This window comes from Alistipes sp. An66 (assembly GCF_002161445.1).
Classification (GTDB): Bacteria; Bacteroidota; Bacteroidia; order Bacteroidales; family Rikenellaceae; genus Alistipes; species Alistipes cottocaccae.
In genome coordinates, this window is sequence record NZ_NFHT01000001.1 from 386,330 (window position 1) to 409,215 (window position 22,886).

Genomic DNA, 22,886 nt, shown 5'->3' on the forward strand with positions numbered 1-22,886 from the left:
TTTTTTTTCGGTCTTTCCGTCCGAATCGGGTTTAAGCCCACTTCACGAGCGCAAAATCCATGCGGTGGGGGAGATTCGGGTTGGAGGGGTATATTCGCAGTGCGACGTCGAAGGTTCCGGCCTCGTCGGGGGTGTATTCCAGGGCGTAGGTCACGAGACTTCCGTCGATCTTGGTTCTTTCGAGCTGGATCGTGCGGGTCACGTTGACGGTCTGTCCGCCGACGATCTGGCGTGCGATGACCATTTCGACGCCGATGTCCTCGGGCCGGAGGTTCGCGATGTCGACCGTCACGGAGAAGAGGTACTTTTCACCGACGCAGACGGCCTCCTTGTCGATCTTCACGCGCTGTACGTCGACGGCATGGACCTGATCCCACGCTGCGGAGACCTTGCGCTTCCAGGCTGCGATCTCGCGGGCCATGCGGTAGGCGTCGTCGGCCATGGCGCGCTTGCGGGCGGCGAGCTTGTTGTAGAACCGCTCCTCGTAGTCGATCAGCATGCGGTTGGTGGTGAAGTTCGAGGCGATGTCGGCCACGCACTTCTTGACCGAAGCCACCCACTCGTGGGGGATGTTGTCCACGCCGCGGGCGTAGTATTTCGGCGCGATCTGCTCTTCGATGGTGTTGTAGATCATCTCGGCGTCGAGTTCGTCCTGGAAGTGCTGGTCGGTGAAGGTGCGCTCCATGGGCAGGGCCCATCCGGCACCCTCCTTGTATCCCTCGACCCACCAGCCGTCGAGCACGGAGAACTGCATGACGCCGTTCATGACGCACTTTTCGCCCGAGGTGCCCGAGGCCTCCAACGGCCGGGTCGGGGTGTTCAGCCATACGTCGACGCCCTGTACCATGCGGCGAGCGAGCTCCATGTCGTAGTTTTGCAGGAAGATGATCTTGCCCACGAACTGCGGCATGGCGGCCACTTCGACGATCCGCTTGATGAGATCCTGGCCGGGCTTGTCGTTCGGGTGCGCCTTTCCGGCGAAGATGAACTGCACGGGACGCTCCTTGTTGTTGACGATGGCGGCCAGACGGTCGAGGTTCGTGAAGAGCAGGTAGGCGCGCTTGTAGGTTGCGAAGCGGCGTGCGAAACCGATGGTCAGCACGTCGGGGCGGATGCCCTCGATGACCTGCAACATCTGCCGCGGCGAGTCGAGCCGCACCTGCTTGGGATCGCTGTAACGTTTGCGGATGTGCTTGATGAGCTTGTTTTTGAGCTTCATGCGCTCCTCCCAGAGTTCGGCGTCGGGAATGTTGTGCACCTTCTGCCAGGCCGGGATATCATAGGTGTGCCCCTCGAACCCGTCGGCGAAGTAGCGGGCGTAGAGCCGGCGCAGGGAGGTTGCGATCCAGGTCGGGAAGTGTACGCCGTTGGTGACGTAGCCGATGTGGAGCTCGTTCTTGAAGTATCCGGGCCACATGTTGCCGAGGATGTCCTTCGAGACCTCGCCGTGGAGCCACGATACGCCGTTGACCTCCTGCGAGAGGTTGCAGGCCAGCACCGACATCGAGAACTTCTCGTTCGGATCGTTGGGGTTGGTCTTTCCGAGGTTGATGTACTGCTCCCAGGTGATGCCCAGCACGTCGGGATAGTGCGACATGTACTGGCGGATCATCGACTCGGGGAATGCGTCGTGTCCGGCCGGCACGGGGGTGTGGGTCGTGAAGAGCGACGACGAGCGGACGACTTCCAGCGCCTCCGAGAAGGAGAGCTTGCGGTGGTTGACCAGGTCGCGGATACGCTCGATGCCGATGAATGCGGCATGTCCCTCGTTGCAGTGGTAGACGTCGTGCTTGATGCCCAACCTGCGCAGGGCGCGGATACCGCCGATACCGAGCAGGATCTCCTGTTTGAGACGGTTCTCCCAGTCGCCGCCGTAGAGGTAGTGGGTCACCTGACGATCCTCCTCGAGGTTGTCCTCGATGTCGGCGTCGAGCAGGTAGAGGTCCGTACGTCCGACCTGGCATTTCCAGATGCGGGCCAGGAGCGTGCGTCCGGGGAAGGCGATCGAGACGGTCATCCAGTTTCCGGCCTCGTCACGCACGGGCGAGATCGGGAGTTTGTAGAAGTTCTGGGCTTCGTAGGTGGCCTCCTGCGCACCCTGTGCCGAAAGCCGCTGCGTGAAGTATCCGTAGCGGTAGAGCAGACCGACGGCGGCCATCGGGACGTTGCGGTCCGAAGCCTCTTTGAGGTAGTCGCCGGCCAGAATGCCCAGACCGCCCGAGTAGATCTTCAACGAGGAGTGCAGACCGTACTCCATCGAGAAGTAGGAGATGGTGGTGGCCTTCGGATCGGGCTTTTCGTTCATGTACTCGCGGAACTGGGCGTAGACGGCGTCGAGCAGGGCGAGGAAGTTCGTATCCTTTTCGAGTTCGCGCAGCCGCTCGACGCTGAGTTTGTCGAGGAAGGCGATCGGGTTGCGGTCGCACTCGGCCCAGAGTGTCGGGTCGATGCCTTCGAAGAGGTCGCGGGCGCCGGGGTTCCAGCACCACCAGAGGTTGCGCGACAGCTCTTCGAGGGCGTGCAGCCGCTTGGGCAGGGTCTTGTCGACCATCATGCGGCTCCAATTGGGCTTCTCGACGAAGAGCTGCTGACGCACGAAGTTGATCTGTTCGGTCTTTGCACCACCGTCGTCCATGGCGCGGTTGGTGCGGACGATCGAGCTCTCGATGGCCTCCGAATAGGCCTGTTCGTAGGCGGCATAGAGGTGTTCCCAGAGTGCGGTGGTCGAGATTTCGAATGCCGAGGTGCGCGTCTCGTTGACGTATTTCTCGTCGAGCTGGCAGAAGCGGAGCAGGGCGTCGGCGATCTTCTCTCCGACCTCACGGTCGTTGAAGTCGTCGCGGCGGATGACCTCCACGCCGGCGTGGTCGCGCTGTTTGTCGACCCAGCGTCCGAATCCGGCGAGCGTCGTGGTGACCGTCGGCACGGAGAAGGCTACGGATTCCAGCGGGGTATATCCCCAGGGCTCGTAGTAGGAGGGATAGACCGTGAGGTCCATGCCGACGAGCAACTCGTAGTAATCCTTGTTGAAGATTCCGTCGGCGCGGTTCAGGTACGTGGGGACGAAGATGACCCTGACCTTCGACCCGGGCTGCGTGAGCGGGCTGTCTTTCAGGGCGTTCACGATGGGATCCCAGGTCGGATCTTCCAGATAGTGGGTCGAGTATTTGTACTGTTTTTCGTCGATGGGGTTCGCCGGGTTGGCCAGATGGGCCTGCAAGTCGACGCGCGGGCCGCGGTTTCCGGCCGGGACGGTGATGTATGCGAGGATTTCGCGTTGGAGCTTGTCCGACTGGGCGAGGATTTTCAGCGACTCGATGAAGACGTCGATGCCCTTGTTGCGGAATTCGTAGCGGCCGCTGGTTCCGATGATCAGGGGGTCGCCCGAGAACTTCTCTCCCAGGCAGGCCTCGGCCACGGAGATCATGGCCTTGCGGGCCTCGTCGCGTTTGGCGTAGTATTCGTCGCCGGACCAGACGAAGTCGTTTTCGAAACCGTTGGGGGTTACGCCGTCCGGTTCGCGTCCGAGGAGGTATTTGCACTCGTTGGCCGTGATGTCGCTCACGGTCAGGAAGGCGTCGTGATAGGTGGCGGCCATCTTCTCGATGGAGTGCTTGGCCACGACGTTGAAGCGGCGGGCCAGCTCATCGGCGTTGAATTTCGTGAGCGAGTTGTAGAGGGGCAGGCGGTTTCCGGCGATGCAGCGGCCCATGACGGTGGCGTGGGTGGTGAATACCGTAGCCACATAGGGCGAATGGTTGCGCAGGTAGAGTCCTCCGGCTGCGGTCTGCCACTCATGGAAGTGTGCGGCGATCTTGTCGGTGGGGGATCCGAACGTCTTGACGTAGGAGGCGATCACGACGCCGGCGGCCCATCCGAAGAGCACGGGTTCGATGTAGTCCCACTGTCCGGAGATGGAGTCCACGTGGTAGGATTCCCAGAGGTTTTTGAGGATCTCGTCCTTGCGGGGGATCAGCGAGGAGAAGTCGACGAGCAGGACTTTGGGTTCGCCCTTGATTTTCCAGTGTCCGGCCCGCACGCGGATACCCTCGTTGTAGAGTCCCTGCCGCCAGGCTTTCAGCAGGTTGGGATCCTCCTCGAATTCGGGGTTCAGTCCCTCATGCGAGAGATCGGGACCGATCAGCAGATACCGGTCGGCGAATTTGCGGGTTGCGGTCTGTGCCTTGGTCGAGATGACGGTGTGGATGCCGCCCACTTTGTTGCATACCTCCCAACTTACCTCGAACAGGAAGTCGGGCGTGTGTTTAGCATTGCTCATATACTTTAAACGCTTGTTTGTTATTCGTGGCGAATGGATTTGAATCCGGCCGCAAAGGTAATACTTATATTTAGATAAAACAATTCCGGGGCAAATTTCTAAAATTATTTAAGAATAACTTAACATTTCTGTTTCACTTGGTTGCGTGTCGTCTTGCGTTTCGAAAAGCTCCTCGATGACGGCGTCGGAGACAAGCATGCGGCGGGGCGGGACGGCCAGCCGGGAGCCTTCGCGCCGGAGCCCTCCGGCGCGGATCCAGCCTTCGGCATGCCGCACCACTCGTGCGGCCTGTTGCGATCCGAAACGTGCCGCCACCTCATCGAGGTCGATACCTTCGGCGGTCCGCAGCCGGGTCATCACATATTCGTTGAACCGGTCGCACGCCGTGAGCGTTTCGGATTCGGCGGGCCGTCCGTCGATATAGTCGCCGACGGAGGCGACGTTCCAGTGTCGTTCCCGTCCGTCGAAGGAGTGGGCGGCGGGTCCGATTCCGAGGTATCGGACGCCGTGCCAGTAGGCGGCGTTGTGGCGGGCGCGGAATCCGGGTCGGGCGAAATTCGAGACTTCGTAGTGTTCGAATCCGGCGTTGCAGAGCGTTTCGTGCACGAGGGCGTACTCCTCCTCGCTGACGGATTCGTCGACGGGCGCGAAGGCGCCGCGCTCCATCCGGCGACCGAATGCGGTGCCGGGTTCGATGGTCAGGTGGTAGGCGGAGATGTGCTGCACGTCGAGTTCAAGGGCCTTTTCGAGGGAGCGGCGGAGCGTTTCGCGCCCGAATCCCGGGACGCCGAAGATCAGGTCGACGGTGATGTTTCCGAATCCGGCCCGTCGGGCGTTCCGGACGGCCTCGGCAGCCTCGGCGGCGTTGTGGCGGCGGTTCATCAGCCGCAGGCAGTTGTCGTCGAACGACTGGATGCCGATCGACAGGCGGTCGATGCCGATCCGCCGCAGGGCGTCGAGGTAGTGGGGCGAGAGGTCGTCGGGGTTGGCTTCGAGGGTGGTCTCCGCCACGTGCGAGCAGTCGAAGATCCGTGCGGCATGGTCCAGCAGCCGGCCCAATATTTCGGGGGGACAGAGCGACGGGGTTCCGCCTCCGAAATAACGGGTCTGGACGGCTTCTCCGCCGAGGTAGTCGCGGCGGGCCTCCAATTCGCGGAGCATGGCTTCGGCGAGGGGTTGCAGACGGGCGGTTCCGACCTCCTTGAAGAAGTCGCAATAGGCGCAGACGCGCTTGCAGAAGGGGATATGGAAGTAAAGTCCGGCCATAACATATCAAAGTTAATAAAAATAATCGGATCGGGCACGGGTTTTCGATTCGAAAACGGAAGTTCCGTTTCAAAACGCTCCGTGGATAGGGTCTTTCGGCCGTCCGGAGCGTTTTTCGGTCCGATTGGCGGGCGTTTTTCGGTCCGGGGTGGGAGAAAATACGGCTTTTTCTGCGTAACGGCGCGGTTTTCGCAGGAGGCAGGTGGGGTTTGATGCCGTTTCCCGGGCTCTGCGGCCTGCCCGGAGCGGGCCGTTCGAGGGTCTCGGGACGGATAATAAAAATTTTTTATAATTTTCACTGTTATTTTTTTCACAATTCTGAAAGTTTTCTTACCTTTGTGCCGTTCGGGAGCATACTTTCCGGAGTCGCCCGAACGTTAGGTTAAGGATTTGGTGTTTAATTCAAAATAAACGATTATGGACAAGATGGATCTGAGAAAGTACGGGATCACGGGCGTGACCGAGATCGTGTACAACCCCTCCTACGACGAACTGTTCCGTGAGGAGACCAAGAAGGGCCTGCGCGGCTTCGAGAAGGGTCAGCTGACCGAGACGGGTGCCGTCAACGTGATGACGGGCGTCTACACGGGCCGTTCGCCCAAGGACAAGTTCTTCGTAATGGACGAGACCACGAAGGATACGATCTGGTGGACCTCCGACGAGTACAAGAACGACAACAAACCCGTCACGAAGGCTGCCTGGAAGGAGTTGAAGAAGATCGCCGCCGAGGAGCTTTCGGGCAAGAAACTCTACGTGGTCGACACGTTCTGCGGCGCCAACGAGAACTCGCGTCTGAAAATCCGCTTCATCATGGAGGTGGCCTGGCAGGCACACTTCGTGAAGAACATGTTCATCCGTCCGACGGACGAGGAGCTGGAAAAGTACGGCGAGCCTGACTTCGTGGTTCTGAACGCTTCGAAAGCCAAGGTGAAGAACTACAAGAAACTGGGTCTGAACTCGGAGACGGCCGTTGTCTTCAACCTCACGGAGAAGATGCAGGTGATCATCAACACGTGGTACGGCGGTGAGATGAAGAAGGGTATGTTCTCGTACATGAACTACCTGCTTCCGTTGAAGGGCATGGCCTCGATGCACTGCTCGGCCAACACGAACGAGAAGGGCGAGACGGCCATCTTCTTCGGACTGTCGGGAACGGGCAAGACGACGCTTTCGACCGATCCGAAGCGCCAGCTCATCGGCGACGACGAGCACGGCTGGGACGATGACGGCGTCTTCAACTTCGAGGGCGGCTGCTACGCCAAGGTGATCAACCTCTCGCAGGAGAACGAGCCGGACATCTGGAACGCCATCCGCCGCAACGCCCTGTTGGAGAACGTGACGGTGGACAAGAAGGGCAAGATCGACTATGCCGACAAGTCGGTGACGGAGAACACCCGCGTATCGTACCCGATCTTCCACATCGAGAACATCGTGAAGCCGGTATCGAAGGCTCCGGCCGCCAAGAAGGTGATCTTCCTCTCGGCCGACGCATTCGGCGTGCTGCCCCCGGTATCGATCCTGACTCCGGAGCAGACGAAATACTACTTCCTGTCGGGCTTCACGGCCAAGCTGGCCGGCACGGAGCGCGGCATCACGGAGCCGACGCCGACCTTCTCGGCCTGCTTCGGCGCAGCCTTCCTGTCGCTGCACCCGACGAAGTACGGTGAGGAGCTGGTGAAGAAAATGGAGAAGTCGGGCGCTACGGCCTACCTGGTGAACACGGGTTGGAACGGCACCGGCAAGCGTATCTCGATCAAGGATACGCGTGGCATCATCGACGCCATCCTGGACGGTTCGATCGACAAGGCTCCGACGAAGATGATTCCGATCTTCGACTTCAAGGTTCCGACGGAGCTGCCGGGCGTAGATTCGAAGATTCTGGATCCGCGCGACACGTATGCCAACGCAGCCGACTGGGATGTGAAGGCCAAGGATCTGGCAGGCCGTTTCATCAAGAACTTCACGAAGTTCACGGGCAACGAAGAGGGCAAGAGCCTGGTTGCTGCCGGTCCGAAATTGTAGTCAGAACGGTAGCGGATCGTTCCGCACCGAAACCCGAACGGGACGGATGGAGTGCCATCCGCCCCGTTTTTTTGTGTTGTATTTCGGACTTTTGGGGTCGGTTCCGGGCCGTTGGGGTATGGCGTGCCGGGAGGGGCATTAACTTAAAAATAACGGACGGCCGGAGCCTGCGCCCCGACCGTCCGCACCATGTGAAGTTGCCGGTAGTCCTTGTTGTAGATGTATTCCCGGTCCGTTGCCGTCTTTCGACGTCCGGATTTGGGATGTTGAATCAGTCGTACACTTGAATCTCGCCCTTTGACGAGGCGTAGCACGGCATCGTGCGGCCGATGCCGGCATTGATGTAGGTCGGGTCGCACATCACGTAATGGCGCCCCTTGTACTGGAACGCATCGCCCTCGACCGTGCCGCGGAACCCGACGGCACAGGTGATGTGGCTCACGCCGTTGCTGGCCGCATTCCCCTCGTAGCGGATGAAGATCACGTCGAGGCCCGTCAGTTCGCGCACCAGCCACGAGAAGACGCCCACGCGGTCCTTGCAGTTGTTGCGGCCGTAGAAGAACGACTCCTCGATGAAGAGCTGCTTCTGCCGTCCGAAGGCCTCCTCGTCGGTGACGTACTCGAATCCGTTCTGCACGAGGTTCAGCAGATATCCCACCGCCTGGGTCTCGCTCTTTCCGGCGATCTTGCGGCGCAATGTCCCCAGCACGGCGTCGGAGAGATCCGCCGGCACGCCCTGCCGGTAGAAGACTTCGCCGTCGACGATCGGATAGTCCATTTCGAGGGCCAGATTCCCGACGTTCATCATCGGTGCGAAGGTTTCGCCCAGCAGGGCGCTCCACCGCGGCACCTCGATCCGGCTCTTCATACCCACCTCCATCGTGCCGTCCATCGCCAGACTCAACACCCGGTCCGCCTCGGCAAAGTCATTCGCATAGGTCCGGTATTCGGCGCTGCGGTCGTGGCCGTAGCTGTAAATATAGTACTTTTCGGCGCCGACCAGCAGATAGGGCACGGCGTAGACCTGCTCCCGGAAGGGAAGCAGCAGCACCAGCCGGTTGCCGCAGACTCCCGCCCGGGCGCGGAACCTCCATTGCGAGAGCAGGAAGACCTGCATGGCGATCCGCTCGTCGGGACGCTCCGCCGGATAGATCGCTTCGCTGACCTTCCGGGCCAGCTGGTAGTATCCCCATCCGTTGAGGCGGTGCTGCTCCGCATATTGGGCGAGGTAGTCGGCCGCGGCTTCGGTCTCTGCGCCCAGCGCACCCCACCAGGCACCGAATCCCTCCTCGCCGACCGTCGACAACCGGGGCGCCAGCCCCCTGGGCCACGGAATGCGCAGCGGGTCGCCGTAGAAGTCGAGCGACAACGCCGCCCCGGACACGGCAGTGGCGGAGCCTCCGGAGACGCTCCCGCCCGTGCTTGCGGAGGAATTCCTGCCGGATCCGGAGCCTTCGCGCTGTCCGGCGCCGTTTCTGCCGGAGGTGGCCGATGTTCCGGAACCTCCGGCGGTTTGCCCGGCGGGTTTCTCCGCCCCGTCGGCGAGCCGCCGGACGACATCGAGGTCGGGTTTCGGCTGCGGGAGCGGTTGCGTTGCGGGTTCGGCGGGCGGCACCTGCTCCGGTTGGGGCATCACGACCCGGATCGGGGCATCGACGGCCGCATTGGGCCGGAAATCCTTCCACTGCTGTTTGAGGAACTCCGCGAAGTCGGCGTTGGCTTTGGCCTTGAAGTCCTGAAACTCCCGGTTCCGCTGCTGCCGGAAGGCTTCGTACTGTTTTCGCCAGTCGCTGTTGCGCTGGGCCGCGGCCGGGCCGAGCATGCCCAGCAACAGCCCCAGAATCAGCCATTTTTTCATCGTTTCGGGGGAATGCACGAAGCGGCGCCTTCCGCATTCGAGAGACGCCGCCCCGCAGGTTTACGATTGCATTATTTCTGCTCGGCGAACCGGGCCATCTCCTCGTCGAAGACCTTCTTGAACTGGGCCTTGTCGAACTCCAATTTCAGGCGGTCGTCGTTGGAAAGTGCATCGGAGAGACCTGCCCCGAGGGACTCGCGGCTCATTTGCAGGCAGACGTGGTAGCGATAGCTGCCGTCTTCCAGCCGGAAGAGCTTCTCGCCGACCAGTTCCACGCCGTTCATCTGCTGGTTGATGACCGTGCGTGCCATCTCCTGATAGAGAGCTTCGTTCTCGTTCTTGGCGCCCACGGCGGCATTCTGTCCGTAGTTTTCGATGACGGCCTTCACCTCATGCTGCACCGTGGCGGCGAGGTCCTGACGGGCGTTCTGCATGGCGACCTTCTTGGCCATGGACATGTCCTTGCTCGTTCCGGTCTGGACGGCGCGCCAGTATTCGGCGTCCGACTGGTATTCGGGGCCTCCGAGCGGGATCGTCACCTCGATTTCGCCGGGAGTCACGGGCGTGGATTTGGAAGCCTTTCTGCTCGACGAGCAGCTTGCGAAGAGAATCGTCAGCGTCAGGACACCGGTCCAGTAAAGCATCTTTTTCATGTTTTTTCGGTTTTAAGGGTTATTGGATTTTGATTTTGTAAGGCAGTGCGAAGCGCACGTCGCGGCTTTCGCCGGTCTGGACGTTCCGCAGCGTCACGACGCCCTGTGCCAGAGCGGCGCGGCGTGCGGAGATCGGGAAGGGTCCGTCGAAACGGAATCCGAGCCGATGGGTGCTCTTTCCTTCGAAACGCGCCATCAGATCGGTGTAGATGCGGACTCCGATGCCGTCGGCCGTGAGATTCAGGGCCGTGACTTCGAACGGAGCCTCGTACTTCGAGCGCAGGTCGAGCCATCCGGTCACGGTGGCGCAGCTGTCGGCGGCGTTGGCATGGGGCGTGAGGTCGAGTTCGAGCGTTCCGCAGGGGATGACGGACATCTTGTCCTGCCGCACGTCGAACGTGAACGAGTGGCGTACGGCCTGCCCGCCGAGCAGATAGATCAGCTCGATGCTGTTCTCCGCATCGTCGGGACACATCTCGTAATTGTAGGTCACCCGATAGAGCCCCTCGTCGGTCGGCGTGACCGTGATCCCCGTGGCCCATTGGCTCCGGACGGTCGGGCGGCGCGAGGTCGTCACCCGGCGATCGTTCAGCGTGAAGCAGAACGTGTGCTCTCCGAGTTCGTTGCCGCACGCCACGGTCGAGATCATCGTGTAGAGTTTGCGGTAGTTGCGTTGGAGGGCCTGGGCCTCGTCGCGGCGCATGTCGTCGAAGAAGTAGGCGATCAGGGGTTCGAGTTCGGTGATCGCACGGTCGATCTCCTCGACCCGGGTGAAGGTGTCGAACCGCTCTTTGAGTGCGGTCAGCTTGGCGTACTGCGCGCGGTCCTGCCGCAGGAACTCCGCGATCAGGGCATTGCGCCGGGTGATCGGGAAGGGATAGCGCACGTGGCAGAGATAATAGGTGCGCTTGTCGCGCTTCACGTAGCGTTTCTCCCAGTAGGTCTCGGCGTCGGAGAGCGAGATGCCCGTAATGAAGGGCAGGCGTCCGGCGACGGTTTTCAGCTGCGACTCGTAGCGGCGGTAGATCTCCGATGCCCCGGAATATTCGGTCTGCTGCTCCGTGAGGGTCTCCTCGGAGCGGATGTTCACGCAGACTGCATTGACGATCGACTGCCGGATGTCGTTCAGACAGCGCTTCTGTGCGGCATCGAGCGTCGTCTCTTCGGCCGAGACGATGATGAATTCGGATTCGGTGGTTCCGATCCAGGCCGGAGCCTTCCTGGCGCTGCTTTCCAGCACCTTTTCCTGTGCTGTTGCCGCGTGGAGGGCCAGCAGGGCCGACAGCGTGATGAAGAGTCTGCGTATCATGGCTTGGCGCGGATGATCAGGTAGACGATGGTTGCCGCAACGAGCGTCAGCACGCCGTTCACGATGATGTAGAGGGTCTGGCCGACATGCAGTCCGGTCAACACGATGTTGAGGATCAGCAGCAGCAGGAAGAGCGTCAGGGCGACGCTCTTCACGAGCAGCGTGGCGCGGGGCTGCCCCTCGACCGAGAGGGCCATGCCGACGACGAGGAACGCCGTGCAGAGCACGCCGCTGACGGCCGTCTGCAAGGCCGGGGCTCCGGCGGCGCAGAATCCGTAGACGATCAGGGCTCCGACGAGCAGCGCGATGACCGCCAGAAAATAGTTGGTTTTCATGGTTGCGGAATGGTTTTCGGGGGTTGTTGGGCTGCGATCTTTTCCCATTCGCCGGCGAGTTCCTCCATCCGGCGGGCGGGGATCCACTCCTTCAATCCGGATTTCCAGACGTAGGTGTCGGGGGTGATGGCTCCGGAGCGGACCCGTTCGATCATCTCGGGCAGTGAGCAGGGGCCTTGCTGTGTGCCGTCGATCATGGCGAAGTAGGCGTTGTTCGGAAGTTCGACCTTCCCGCCCAGTCCGTTCGGGTCGAGCGACTGTTTCAGGTTGTCGATGCTTCCCTGCATGATGTCGCGGCATTGCGGCCCCATCGAGAGTTCCTGGGCCATGCCGAGCATCTGGTCGATCGAAAGTTTCGGTTTGTCATCCATAGGTCTCTGTTTTTCGGTTGCGGATTTCCTGTACGTCCGACCTTACAAGGCGGGAGGAGCCGGCGGCGGAGGCGGAACGCTTCCGAATGCGTCGGCCAGTTCGGGCAGCGACGATGCGGCCGCCCAGCCTGCCATGCCCTGCTTCCAGACGTAGGTTGCGGCGGTCACCTGCCGGTTGGCGATCATCTGCCGGAGTTGTTCCGGGGTAAAGGGCCCGCTCTGCGCCCCGTTTACGGCCACGAAATACTGCACGGCCGGCGGTACGGGAGGAACCGGCGGCTGTTGTCCCATGCCCGGCTGTTGTCCCATGCCCGGCTGCGCCCCGAAGTTCTGGGGTCCGAGTCCTTGCGGTCCGAGGTTCTGCTGTCCGAGCCCCGGTTGCCCGAGTCCCTGCATCATGCCGCCCATCATGCCGGCCATGTGGCCTCCGACGGCGCCGCCCAGCATCATGCCGGCCATCATGCCGGCGGGGTTCAAACCGTCGCCGCCGCCCATGCCGCCGCCCAGTTCGCCGAGGCTTTCGGCGGCTGTCCGGGCCACTTCGCCCTGCACGTCGATCTGGTGTGCCGTCAGGAAATCGCTCTCGGTAGCCAGCCGCTGACGACGCTGGGTCTCCTCGCGGTTGATGCGGAGCGATTCGGCGAGGTTCTCTGCGCCGATCTGCTGTTGGTCGAGGATGTTCCGGCTCGTGGCCTCGCCCGTGGCCGCGAACTGCTTTTCCAGAATGTCGGCCTGCGCCAGACCCTGATTCATCAGTGCCTGATAGCCTTCCGATTCGGTGTCGAGCGAGATGTCCGAGATGTCCACCCGGCGGAGATTGACCGCAAAGTCCTCGGCCAGCGGATCGCGGAGTTTGGCCTGCACGGCCTCGCTGATCTGGTCGATGCCGCGTTCGATCTGCACGACCGGAATCCCCAGCTGATAGGGGGCGTTCGTCACGGCGGATTTCACGTAGCGTTCGACCATGTCGCGGATTTGGAGCGAGAGGTCGTCCATGCTGTACCCGGCCATCTGGTATTTCGAGATGAAGGCCCGGTAGTCGGAGATGTTGAACGTGATGGCACCCTTGACGGTTGCGGGGACGAAGAGCCGCTGCTGCCACTGCTCGGAGAGCGAGATCTTCTTGACGAAGAAGGGCAGGCGGATCGTTCCGGCGCGGTTGATGAAGAAGACCTCGGCCTGGAAGGGCGATGCTCCTCCGAAGGCGCTGCCGACGATCGACGACAGGACGGGGAAGTTGGCGGTTTTGAGCACCTCGTCCTTGAATCCCTCGATGAAGTCCATGCCGCCCTCCTTGTCGTAGACGAAGACGGCGACTTCGCCCTCCTTGACGCGCAGGCGGCTGCCGTAGCGGATGGCGTTCATTTTTTTCGAGGGCTCACCCGAGGGCGACCATTTCCAGATCAGGTAATCGCTCTGATCGCAGCGGATGACATCGAGGATGCCACCCTCCTTTTTGCTTCCGAATAATCCCATGGTATCAGTTCGTTAGGCGTTTTTTCAATTTGTTCCGGTCCGAGTTGTACCGCAGGTCGCAGCTTCCGACGAAGCGTTCGGCGGCCTCGCGGTCGCCCGTCTGCAAATAGCGGTCGACGATCTGCACGGCGCAGTCGTAGTCGCCGGGACGTCCCATGCAGTAGCTGCGGAAGAACTCTTCGGCGGCCGTTGTTTCTCCGGCGGCGAGGATCTTCGCGAGCAGAGCCGAGCGGGTCTCGATGTCGTAGTCGTCGACGACGCCCGCCGCGCGGAAGGCTTCCAGCTCCTTCTGCCATCCGGTCTCCTCCTGTACGGCGACGGCCTTGTCGACCGACCGTACGCCCATGCCGGCCAGAATGGCTCCGACGAGCAGGATCGCCATCCAGATCATCAGGTTGCGGCGCGATGCGCTGCGACGCTCCTGCTCGATCTCCCGGATGCGCTCCGTGATTTCGGTCAGCAGGTTGTTCACCTCGCGGCTCTTTCCGAAATCGCGCCGGGCGATGCGGGCCGTGAATTCGAAGTTGTTTTTGAGTTCGGCGAATTCGCGGTCGGCGCGTCCGTTTCCGATGCGTCCGCAGATTTTGAGGATGATTGCCGCGATGCTGCCCAGTGCGAACAGGATGGTGGCGATCCAGAAGATCCCGGCCTCGCTGATCAGGGCTGCAAGGAGCAGGAACAGCGTCAACAGCGGCAGCATCACGACCGACAGCTGACCCATGCTCCGGCTGAACGACGGCGCCGGCAGCGACCGTGCGGCGAGCAGGATCTCTTCCAGCGTGTCGGCGAGTTCGGTGGCGCTGGGTCGGTTTTCGTCTTCATCGGCGACGTATCCGCAGACGGGGCAGATGCGCGACAGGAGGGGCATCTCCTCCTTGCATTGGGGACAAATCATGGCGCGTATGGAATTAGTTGAGTTTTCCGAAAAGCCAGCTCTTCAACGCCGATTGCGTTGCGGCGTCGGACGCGGAGGCCTGTTTCTCGGCTGTTTTCTGCGAGGCTTCGATCTGCATGCGGCGCAGCATCACCTCGTCGTCGTGCATTTTCAGCGCCAGTTCGCGCTGGGCCTCCATCTGTTCGAGACGGGCCTGCATTTCGGCCTGCTCTTTGGCGTCGATCGTGCGCTTGATCGAGTCGACCATGCGGCAGGCCTCCTCGAAGCGCGTGCTCGACGGATCGACGTAGAGCAGGGCGTCCAGCGCCCCCTCGTAGTCGCGCAGGGCGATCTTGCTCTTGGCCTCCTGGATCGACACGGTGGCGAACTTGTCGACCATCTGCGTGTAGACGGCGGTCATCTTCTCGGCGACCATCGGATAGTCGTCGAGCGATTCGGGCACGGCGGCCAGCGCGGCCAGCGCCGCTTCGTAATCGCCGCGGTCGGCCAGCGACTGGGCCTTGGCGATGATCGTCGGGACGCGCGTGGCGTAGTAGTCGACGATCTTCTCGCGGGCCGAGGTCATGAACTGCCGCACGACGGGCGTCCGGGCGTTGATGCGGTTGATGGCGCGGATCACGGCCTTGTTTTCGGACGACTCGATGGACTTCACGACGAACGACGTCTCGGCGGCCAGCAGCTGTTCCTGCAAGTTGACCACATAGACCGAGACTTCCAGTTCGACGATGTACTGGGCCGGGGCCGTAGCGGTGACCTGTTTGTCCACCGTGCGGACGTCGGCCGTGAGGATGAAGGGTCCTCCGGTTGCTCCGAAGCCGTTCTGTGTGGTCATTTGGAGCAACTTGCGGTTCAGGGCCGCGCGGGCGTCGGCCGGGAGGTCCAGAGCGTCGCACACCATCGGCGTGATGGCGATGCGCTCTTCCTGCTGCGTCTGTCCCGTGAGTAGCCACGGGGCACAGCAGGCGGTCAGGCAGATCAGCAGTTTGCGTATCATGTCGGTTCGTATTGGTTATTTTTCACCCAGGAAGAGCCATATTTCGCCCAGCCCCTTGGGAACAGTTTTCACGACTACGTTGTAGGGGTCTTTTTTGAGCATGTTGGCCAGCGGGCGTGCGAAGGCCGTGGCGTCGATGGCCACCTCGCGGCCCGAGAGGCTCTTGCCGTAGAGCGGGATGCGCACCTGATTGTATCGTAGTATGTTGGTCGAACGCTCGGCTTCGGAGAAGCGGCCATTGAGCGTGTTCTCCTCGAACCACACGCCGATGATGTCGGCCAGTTCGGCGGTCTGCCCGTTGTAGTCGAATTCGGTTTCGAAGTCGATCGGCGAGCTGTCGAAGCACTGCATGTAGACGGTTATCTCGCGTCCGTTGTTGAACAGGTCGTCGAAGTAGCGCAGCAGTCCTGCGATGAAGTTGTCCTTGAAGCTCAACACGGCCTCTTGCAGGAGAGTTTCGATGGCGGCTCCGCTGCTGCTGCTTCCGACGCCGGTGTTTCCCGAGATGATCTTCGAGGAGTAGGCGTCGATAGCCGTCAGGTTGAACGATACCTGACGTTTGGGTCCAATCCTGCGCACCTCGAAGTCGAGGTCGAGTCTGATATCGGGCTTGGCTCTGCGGATGATTCGCTCATAGTCGTTTTCAGTAACGATGGCCCCGGTCTCCTTGCCGGTTATAACGGAGAGATCAACTTCCTGGTTCTGCAAGCGTTTGAGCTCCTGTTCGAGCGACTGGATCGGGAAATCCTGCTGGGCCATGAAGTCTCCCATGGCCGCGACCAGCGTCCGGATGTCGGCGTTGTTCTGCATGGCGGCTTGATAGTCGCAGACCTTCTTTACGACGCCCTGGTCGTTGAATTCCTGAATGAAGCCGTTTCGGATGCACCACGCATCGCTGGGTACGACCATGATGGTCGGTTTCTTCGCCTGGGCGAATACTCCGCAGGCTACGGATGTAGCCAGGAGGGTCAGAATCAATTTTTTCATGATGGATTTATGCTGTTCGTTTTTCTCTCAAACCGTGTTGCCGGCCGTTTGTCGGGCCTGTAATCCGGAACACCTGTTTCCGGGTCTTGTCTTCCGGGGAGACGCCGTGCCGATTGCGGGCTTTCGGTGCGCGGTCCGGGGTTTTTGCTTTCGGGCTTTGTCTCCGGGAATAGCTCCGCCCCGTTTTGCTTCGCCCCGTTTTGCTCGGTTCCGTTTTGCTTCGTCCCGTTTTGCTCCGCCCCGTTTTGCTTCGTCCCGTTTTGCTCGGTTCCGTTTTGCTCGGTTCCGTTTTGCTCCGCCCCGTTTTGTGCGGCTCCGTTTTGCGCGGGGTGGGAATATCCCATCCGGCCCTTTTTTCAGCTCCTTCCGTATTTGCGGCAACGTCCGGAAGCGGGGAAAACTCCTCACTTCCGGCGTTTTGCCGCGATTTCCGGACGGCGGGAATTCAACCGGCGGCCGGTCAGAATCCCGTACTGAGTTTACGGACGATACCGTCGGCCTCCATCTTGTCGCGCAGGTTGTCGTACATCACCTGCACGTAGATGGCGACCTTGTAGCCGCCCTTGATCTTCATGCGGTCCTGTCCCGACGGCACGCCGTCGGTGGTCATGTTGATGTATTTGAGGTACTCGCCGGCCGTTTCGAAGAAGTCGGTGAAGTAGGCTTCGTGAGCGGTCAGCGTGGCGGGATCGGGGCAGATGGCGGGCGTAGCCATGGCGACCTCGTTTCCGGGGAGTCCGCGGAAGAGGCATGCATGCACGGCGTTTTTCTTGGCCTGCACGACGGCCTGATCGACATCCTTTCCGAAGGCCCATACCTTGATGAATTTCGTACCGTCGGTTCCGACCTTCTGGGTGGCGACTTCGTAGTTGTTCCAGCTGCTGAACAGCGCCTTGCGGTCTTTCTTTTTCTGGGCAAATGATGTTGCCGGCGCAACCGCCAGCAACACCATTACCACCGCAAACAAGAGTTTCTTCATCTTATTTCCGATTTTGTTGGGTTTCGTCCGTTAGAAGGTCCACTTCACGCCGGCCATAATGCCGAACGAGTTCTTGTGGCCCAGATCACCGACTTTGAGAAGGTCGTTGAATGCTTTATAATACGATCCTTCTTCGATAAGAAGCGTGTAATCTGCCTGGATGAAGAGTTGCAACGGATACTTCACATTGAAGTTGACCCGCAGACCGGCATTTCCATACCATGCGATTTTCTTCGAGAAACTGTCTTCTGTCTCTTCACCTGCATCTTCTTTGAGGAAATCATTGTGGTTCATCATATAGTCTCCACCACCCATGATGAAGGGCATCAGCTCGACGTGGCGGATCGGACGGATACCGAATCCATAGCCGATACCGAAATTGATATAGGAAATTCCTCCGTCAGTCAATCCGGTCAGGTCGCCAGCATCCAAATATTTACCTACTTTGTCGCCGATTTTCGAACCGCTGAACATGTCATATCCGATGTTGAGCAAGCCGTAGTGCGAGAAACCTTTGGTGTTGATGCTGGCCAGATAGTCAACCGTGAGGTTGTAGGGAGCCAGACCGCCGACCTTATAGCCGAGCGATACGCCCATGCCGAGGTCGTTCTTCTGCTTGATGGTCATACCCTCGTCGATCTTGCCGCCGGAGATCTGGTAGAACTCCGTGAACTTCGTGCTCTGGCCGGTGGCCATGCCGCGGTTGTCGGCGACGGTCGTGGCACGGATATAGCCTTTGGGTACCGTATAGGGGTTTCCGTTCTTGTCGCCCTTGACCAGATAGGCGCGGAAGCGCATGCGGTTCTTCACGCCCTCTTTCGTGCCGATCTTGGCGCGCAGCGGATTCCGTTTGGCGATTGCGGTGGTCACGTTCCAGGCCGGGATCTGGTTTTCCAGACGCAGCAGCGTCTCGCCGTAGCCCTCCACGATGGCGGCACGCACGCCTCCGTCAGCCTCTTTGGCCGAGGTGGTGTAGGATACCGTGGCCTTGGGGCTCATGCCGACGAGGATCTTGTCGTAAGCCTCGTTCTTTTGGGCGATGGCCTCCGGGGTGTCGTCCTCGTAGACCCAGGCCTCGATCACCTGTGCCTCGATGTCCTGCGAGTAGTCGATCTGGTAGACATAGGCGTTGGTGGTCACCGACCAGGAAACCTCCTGCTTGTCGTTCTTCGACGACGTGATGCCCGAGTAGTCGAGGATCATCACGTAGCTGCCGCTGACGAGGGCATACCCCGTATCTCCGAGCGATTCGGGGCCGACCTTTGCGGCGCGGGCATTGAGGACGTCCTGATCGTCGGCGTTGTAGTTGCCGCGTTGTTCGAGACGCTTGGCGTTCATCGTGCCGTCGGCCTGACGGTCGAACCAGTAGGAGAGGATCTCCTTGCCCAGGTCGGAAGCGTTCACGGCTTTGCCGACTTCGATACCGCCGACGGTGTTGGCACGGTTTCCGGAGATCGTGATCCGGTTGGTCGGGATGAGGTTCAGGTCGAACTTGTCGCCGAGATTGATCGAACGCACGGCTTCGAATACCGTGTCATCATAATTGTCTCCGCGATCCACAACGATGATCGACAGGCTGTTGCGCTTGTAGTCGTCCTGTACGTTTTCCCGGACTTTCTCCTGGGCGGAAACCACGAGGCAGCCACAGAGTGCCAAAGAGGTAAACAATTTTTTCATACGAAAAAAACAGAGTTTGAGTGAGTAATTAATTGTTTAATCTCTCCATAAGAGAGAGACAATCGTTTTGTGCAACATTTTTCCCGTCGACGGAAAGATCGTTGTTCTAATCTCTCCATAAGAGAGAGAATGGTTGAACAAATATAATAGTTTTTTATTCAAAATGGCTATATACGTCCTGTTTTTTTACACATTTTTAATCCGAATCCGATTGTCCGAATTGTAAAAAAAGGCATAAAGCATATTCAATATGTTGAAGATCAGTGCGTTTGAAAATTTGCCACTGGAAATATTTTGCAAACGCAGCTATATCTGTCAGTGAAACAGACTCTTGTGGATCCTTTGCTTTCGGGGAAACGATTGCCGGATCTTTTCTGTGAACGAATTTGTGGCAGAAACCGTGTCGAAAAATCCATACGGCGGGATTTGTAAATCTCTTATGGAGAGATATTAATCAATAAGTCCGATTTGTGTTGGTTTTCGTGTTTCGACTCTGACCTTTTTTGTGTATTCCACCCGTTTCGCGGGCAGAACCGGCCGGAAAATGAGAAACCCGGACCTTTCGAGGTCCGGGTCGGTAGTGTCGGGCAGAACCGGCACGGTCAGTTGACCACCACCGTCGGGAAGTATTCCCGCAGCAGCGCCGCTGCCCGGTCGATCTGTTCGGGGGAGTTCTCCCGCACGTCGCGCAACTTGTATTCCCAGCCCAGGGCCTCGTACTTGTGGACGCCGAGCGTGTGGTAGGGGAGCAGTTCGACCCGCTCGATCGAGCGGTACCCGCCCAGCCGTTCGCCCAGCGCGCGGATGTCGGCCTCGGCGTCGCTGTACCCCGGGACGAGCACATACCGCAGCCAGAAGGGTTTGCCGTGGGCTTCGAGCCACGCCGCCGTGCGGAGTGTCTGCGTGTTTTCGCGTCCGGTGAGGAGCCTGTGGCGTTCGGGTGCGGCCTGCTTGACGTCGAGCAGCACCAGATCCACCAGTCCCAACAGCTCCTCGACGGCCGGATTCCACACCCCGCCGTTCGAGTCGAGACAGACGTGAATCCCCGCCTCTTTCAGCGCCCGGACCAGCGGAACCAGCTCCGCGGCCTGGAACGTCGGCTCTCCGCCCGAGAAGGTCACGCCGCCGCGCCTTCCGTAGAAGGGCTTCTGGTCGATGGCCATGCGGAGGATTTCCGACGCCTCGGTGGGCGTGCCGCCGCAGGCCTCGATCGTGTCGGGGTTGGCGCAGTAAAGGCAGCGGAAATTGCAGCCTTGCAGGAAAACGACGAGCCGGAGTCCCGGCCCGTCGAAAGTTCCCATCGATTCGTAGGAGTGTACGCGAATCATCGGTGGTTTCGGTTTTGAGTCATACTTCGGTCGGCGGTTGCCGGGAATCGGGACGCGTTGCCGCGGTCGTTTCCGTTTCTGCCGTTCCGGAGGTTACATCCGCTCATGAAAACTGCGGCTGATGACCTCCAACTGGTGTTCGCGGCTCAGCTTCGTGAAGTTCACGGCGTAGCCCGACACGCGGATCGTCAGCTGCGGATACTTTTCGGGGTGCTCCATGGCATCTTCGAGCATCTCGCGGTTCAGGACGTTGACGTTCAGGTGGTGGGCACCCTTCGTGAAGTATCCGTCGAGCATCGTCACGAGGTTCTCGACCCGCTCCTCGGGCGTGGGGCCCAGCGATTTCGGAACAATCGAGAAGGTGTTCGAGATACCGTCCTGCGAGTCGCGGTAGCGCAGCTTGGCCACCGACGAGAGCGAGGCGATGGCGCCGCTCTTGTCGCGTCCGTGCATGGGGTTGGCTCCCGGAGCGAAGGCGACGCCCTTGGCGCGTCCGTCGGGCGTGGCGCCGGTCTTTTTGCCGTACATCACGTTCGAGGTGATCGTCAGCAGCGACAGCGTCGGGCGGGCGTTCTTGTAGACGGGCAGTTTTTTCAGCTCCTCGCTGAAATAGTAGACCAGATCGACGCCGAGGTGGTCGACGCGGTCGTCGTTGTTACCGAAGCAGGGGAACTCGCCCTGGATGTCGAAGTTCTCCGTGAGGCCCTGTTCGTTGCGGATGGGCGTCACCTTGGCATACTTGATGGCCGAGAGCGAGTCGAGAGCGATCGAGAGGCCGGCGACGCCGTAGGCGAGGTTGATGCGCGGGTCGGTGTCGACGAACGCCATCTGGGCCTTCTCGTAGTAGTACTTGTCGTGCATGTAGTGGATGATGTTCATCGCCTCGTTGTAGACGCGGGCGATCTCATGCAGCACCTTCTTGTAGTTCTGCATCACCTCCTCGAAGCGCAGCGGACCCTCGGAGAGCGCCGGGATACCCTTTACCATGACCGTTCCGGTGTTCTCGCAGCGGCCCTCGTTGATGGCCAGCAGCAGGGCCTTGGCCAGGTTGCAGCGGGCGCCGAAGAACTGGATCTGACGACCGATGTCCTGATACGACACGCAGCAGGCGATGCCGTAGTCGTCCGAGTGGCGCACTTCGCGCATCAGGTCGTCGTTCTCGTACTGGATCGAGCTGGTGTCGGACGAGACTTTGGCGCAGAAATCCTTGAATCCCTGCGGCAGGTCGGGGCTCCACAGGATCGTGAGGTTGGGTTCGGGCGAGGGGCCGAGGTTGTAGAGCGTTTGCAGGAAGCGGAACGAGGTCTTCGTGACCTTCGTGCGACCGTCGTTGAAGCGGCCTCCGATGGCTTCGGTCACCCACGTCGGGTCGCCGGCGAAGATGTCGTTGTAGGACTGCATGCGCAGGTGGCGCACCATGCGGAGCTTGATGACGAACTGGTCGATCAACTCCTGTGCGAAGGTCTCGTCGATGAGGCCGTGAGCGAGGTCATACTCGATGAAGATGTCGAGGAACGACGAGACGTTTCCGAGCGACATGGCGGCCCCGTCCTGCTCCTTGACGGCGGCCAGATAGGCCATGTAGACCCACTGCACGGCCTCCTGTGCCGAGTGCGCCGGGCGGGAGAGATCCAGTCCGTAGTATTCGCCCATGGTGCGGATGTCTTTCAGGGCCTTGATCTGCTCGGCGACCTCTTCGCGCAGGCGGATGCGGGCTTCGGTCATCGGGCCGGTGAGGCTGCGCAGGTCCTGCTGCTTGGCCTCGATCAGGCGGTCGGTGCCGTAGAGGGCCAGACGGCGGTAGTCGCCGATGATGCGGCCGCGGGCGTAGTTGTCGGGCAGACCCGTCAGGAATCCGAGCGAGCGGAACGAGCGGATCTCCTCGGTGTAGACGTCGAAGACGCCGTCGTTGTGGGTTTTGCGGTAGTGGGTGAAGATGTCGCGCACCTTCTCGTCGACATCCACTCCGTTCTCCTTGCAGGCCCGCGATACGACGTTGATGCCGCCGAAGGGTTTGATGGCGCGTTTGAGGAGTTCATCGGTTTGCAGGCCGACGATGAGTTCGTTCTCGCGGTCGATGTAGCCGGCCTTGTGGGAGGTGATCGTCGAGACGGTCTTGTTGTCCAGCGAGCGGATGCCATTGTTCTGACGCTCCTCTTCGATGGCTTTCAGGCAAAGGTCCCAGATGTGCCGGGTGCGTTCGGTGGGTCCTTGCAGGAACGAAGCGTCGCCCAGATAGGGGGTGATGTTCGTCTGCACGAAACTCGTGACGTTGATCTCCTTGCTCCAAAGCCCGTCGATGAAGGTTTTGTTCAGTTCCATAGATGCGTTATTGTTCGTTTTGGGATTAAGATTGTCTCCTTTCGGCGCACAAAGATAGGTTGTTTTTTTCACTCGCGACGAATTTTGCTTACAAATTCCTATAAAAATTTAAAAAATACCTGCATTTCGGTATCC

General features: G+C 60.2%; 16 protein-coding genes. 1 reads left to right on the forward strand and 15 read right to left on the reverse strand.

Going from position 1 to position 22,886, the window contains the following annotated elements; genetic code table 11:
* Positions 1–31 precede the first annotated feature (31 nt).
* Positions 32–4,279 carry an alpha-glucan family phosphorylase gene (gene glgP / locus B5G16_RS01595; RefSeq protein ID WP_087260401.1) on the reverse strand — a complete coding sequence of 1,416 codons (4,248 nt, stop codon included), beginning with the start codon at positions 4,277–4,279 and terminating at the stop codon, positions 32–34.
* A 108-nt stretch (positions 4,280–4,387) separates the two neighbouring features.
* The gene (gene hemW, locus B5G16_RS01600) at positions 4,388–5,545 is read right to left on the reverse strand and encodes a radical SAM family heme chaperone HemW (RefSeq protein WP_087260403.1); all 1,158 of its coding nucleotides are present in this window, start codon (positions 5,543–5,545) and stop codon (positions 4,388–4,390) included.
* 417 nt (positions 5,546–5,962) lie between these two features.
* On the opposite strand from hemW, the gene pckA reads away from it, so the two are divergent.
* On the forward strand, positions 5,963–7,567 hold the full coding sequence (gene pckA, locus B5G16_RS01605; RefSeq protein WP_087260405.1) for a phosphoenolpyruvate carboxykinase (ATP): 1,605 nt from the start codon (positions 5,963–5,965) through the stop codon (positions 7,565–7,567).
* A 271-nt stretch (positions 7,568–7,838) separates the two neighbouring features.
* On the opposite strand, the gene B5G16_RS01610 is transcribed toward pckA, so the two are convergent.
* From B5G16_RS01610 to pflB, 13 genes are all read right to left on the reverse strand, one after another.
* Positions 7,839–9,425 (reverse strand): hypothetical protein, encoded by a 1,587-nt coding sequence (locus B5G16_RS01610; protein WP_087260406.1) that lies wholly within the window; start codon positions 9,423–9,425, stop codon positions 7,839–7,841.
* Between the two features lie 71 nt (positions 9,426–9,496).
* Positions 9,497–10,078, reverse strand: a complete 582-nt coding sequence (locus tag B5G16_RS01615; RefSeq protein WP_087260408.1) for an LPP20 family lipoprotein — start codon at positions 10,076–10,078, stop codon at positions 9,497–9,499.
* A gap of 19 nt (positions 10,079–10,097) precedes the next feature.
* On the reverse strand, positions 10,098–11,387 hold the full coding sequence (locus B5G16_RS01620; protein ID WP_087260410.1) for a hypothetical protein: 1,290 nt from the start codon (positions 11,385–11,387) through the stop codon (positions 10,098–10,100).
* Positions 11,384–11,722 (reverse strand): hypothetical protein, encoded by a 339-nt coding sequence (locus tag B5G16_RS01625; protein ID WP_087260412.1) that lies wholly within the window; start codon positions 11,720–11,722, stop codon positions 11,384–11,386. Before B5G16_RS01625 ends, B5G16_RS01620 begins: the two co-directional genes overlap by 4 nt.
* A complete protein-coding gene (locus B5G16_RS01630; RefSeq protein WP_087260414.1) occupies positions 11,719–12,093 on the reverse strand; it encodes a DUF4339 domain-containing protein in 375 nt (124 codons plus the stop codon). The genes B5G16_RS01625 and B5G16_RS01630 overlap by 4 nt, the downstream gene beginning before the upstream one ends.
* Positions 12,094–12,135: 42 nt before the next feature.
* The gene (locus tag B5G16_RS01635) at positions 12,136–13,569 is read right to left on the reverse strand and encodes an SPFH domain-containing protein (protein ID WP_087260416.1); all 1,434 of its coding nucleotides are present in this window, start codon (positions 13,567–13,569) and stop codon (positions 12,136–12,138) included.
* A 4-nt stretch (positions 13,570–13,573) separates the two neighbouring features.
* Positions 13,574–14,464, reverse strand: coding sequence for a hypothetical protein (locus B5G16_RS01640; protein WP_087260418.1), 891 nt, complete (start codon positions 14,462–14,464; stop codon positions 13,574–13,576).
* A 13-nt stretch (positions 14,465–14,477) separates the two neighbouring features.
* Complete coding sequence (locus B5G16_RS01645) at positions 14,478–15,458, reverse strand: hypothetical protein (RefSeq protein ID WP_087260420.1); 981 nt, start codon at positions 15,456–15,458, stop codon at positions 14,478–14,480.
* Positions 15,459–15,473: 15 nt separating this feature from the next.
* Positions 15,474–16,445, reverse strand: a complete 972-nt coding sequence (locus tag B5G16_RS01650; RefSeq protein ID WP_087260422.1) for a DUF6175 family protein — start codon at positions 16,443–16,445, stop codon at positions 15,474–15,476.
* A gap of 460 nt (positions 16,446–16,905) precedes the next feature.
* Positions 16,906–17,424, reverse strand: a complete 519-nt coding sequence (locus B5G16_RS01660) for a hypothetical protein (protein ID WP_087260426.1) — start codon at positions 17,422–17,424, stop codon at positions 16,906–16,908.
* Between the two features lie 30 nt (positions 17,425–17,454).
* Entirely contained in the window at positions 17,455–19,101 is a 1,647-nt protein-coding gene (locus B5G16_RS01665; protein WP_143260802.1) for a hypothetical protein, read from the reverse strand.
* A gap of 602 nt (positions 19,102–19,703) precedes the next feature.
* A complete protein-coding gene (gene pflA / locus B5G16_RS01670; protein WP_087260430.1) occupies positions 19,704–20,429 on the reverse strand; it encodes a pyruvate formate-lyase-activating protein in 726 nt (241 codons plus the stop codon).
* A 93-nt stretch (positions 20,430–20,522) separates the two neighbouring features.
* On the reverse strand, positions 20,523–22,751 hold the full coding sequence (gene pflB, locus B5G16_RS01675) for a formate C-acetyltransferase (protein WP_087260432.1): 2,229 nt from the start codon (positions 22,749–22,751) through the stop codon (positions 20,523–20,525).
* Between the last annotated feature and the right edge of the window lie 135 nt (positions 22,752–22,886).

What these genes read in the sequence shown, in the direction of transcription:
- B5G16_RS01635 (WP_087260416.1), bottom strand. Translation starts at nt 13,569, where the DNA reads ATGGGATTATTCGGAAGCAAAAAGGAGGGTGGCATCCTCGATGTCATC.
- pflA (WP_087260430.1), bottom strand. Translation starts at nt 20,429, where the DNA reads ATGATTCGCGTACACTCCTACGAATCGATGGGAACTTTCGACGGGCCG.
- glgP (WP_087260401.1), bottom strand. Translation starts at nt 4,279, where the DNA reads ATGAGCAATGCTAAACACACGCCCGACTTCCTGTTCGAGGTAAGTTGG.
- B5G16_RS01650 (WP_087260422.1), bottom strand. Translation starts at nt 16,445, where the DNA reads ATGAAAAAATTGATTCTGACCCTCCTGGCTACATCCGTAGCCTGCGGA.
- B5G16_RS01640 (WP_087260418.1), bottom strand. Translation starts at nt 14,464, where the DNA reads ATGATTTGTCCCCAATGCAAGGAGGAGATGCCCCTCCTGTCGCGCATC.
- B5G16_RS01615 (WP_087260408.1), bottom strand. Translation starts at nt 10,078, where the DNA reads ATGAAAAAGATGCTTTACTGGACCGGTGTCCTGACGCTGACGATTCTC.
- B5G16_RS01625 (WP_087260412.1), bottom strand. Translation starts at nt 11,722, where the DNA reads ATGAAAACCAACTATTTTCTGGCGGTCATCGCGCTGCTCGTCGGAGCC.
- B5G16_RS01660 (WP_087260426.1), bottom strand. Translation starts at nt 17,424, where the DNA reads ATGAAGAAACTCTTGTTTGCGGTGGTAATGGTGTTGCTGGCGGTTGCG.
- B5G16_RS01610 (WP_087260406.1), bottom strand. Translation starts at nt 9,425, where the DNA reads ATGAAAAAATGGCTGATTCTGGGGCTGTTGCTGGGCATGCTCGGCCCG.
- hemW (WP_087260403.1), bottom strand. Translation starts at nt 5,545, where the DNA reads ATGGCCGGACTTTACTTCCATATCCCCTTCTGCAAGCGCGTCTGCGCC.
- pflB (WP_087260432.1), bottom strand. Translation starts at nt 22,751, where the DNA reads ATGGAACTGAACAAAACCTTCATCGACGGGCTTTGGAGCAAGGAGATC.
- B5G16_RS01665 (WP_143260802.1), bottom strand. Translation starts at nt 19,101, where the DNA reads ATGAAAAAATTGTTTACCTCTTTGGCACTCTGTGGCTGCCTCGTGGTT.
- B5G16_RS01645 (WP_087260420.1), bottom strand. Translation starts at nt 15,458, where the DNA reads ATGATACGCAAACTGCTGATCTGCCTGACCGCCTGCTGTGCCCCGTGG.
- pckA (WP_087260405.1), top strand. Translation starts at nt 5,963, where the DNA reads ATGGACAAGATGGATCTGAGAAAGTACGGGATCACGGGCGTGACCGAG.
- B5G16_RS01630 (WP_087260414.1), bottom strand. Translation starts at nt 12,093, where the DNA reads ATGGATGACAAACCGAAACTTTCGATCGACCAGATGCTCGGCATGGCC.
- B5G16_RS01620 (WP_087260410.1), bottom strand. Translation starts at nt 11,387, where the DNA reads ATGATACGCAGACTCTTCATCACGCTGTCGGCCCTGCTGGCCCTCCAC.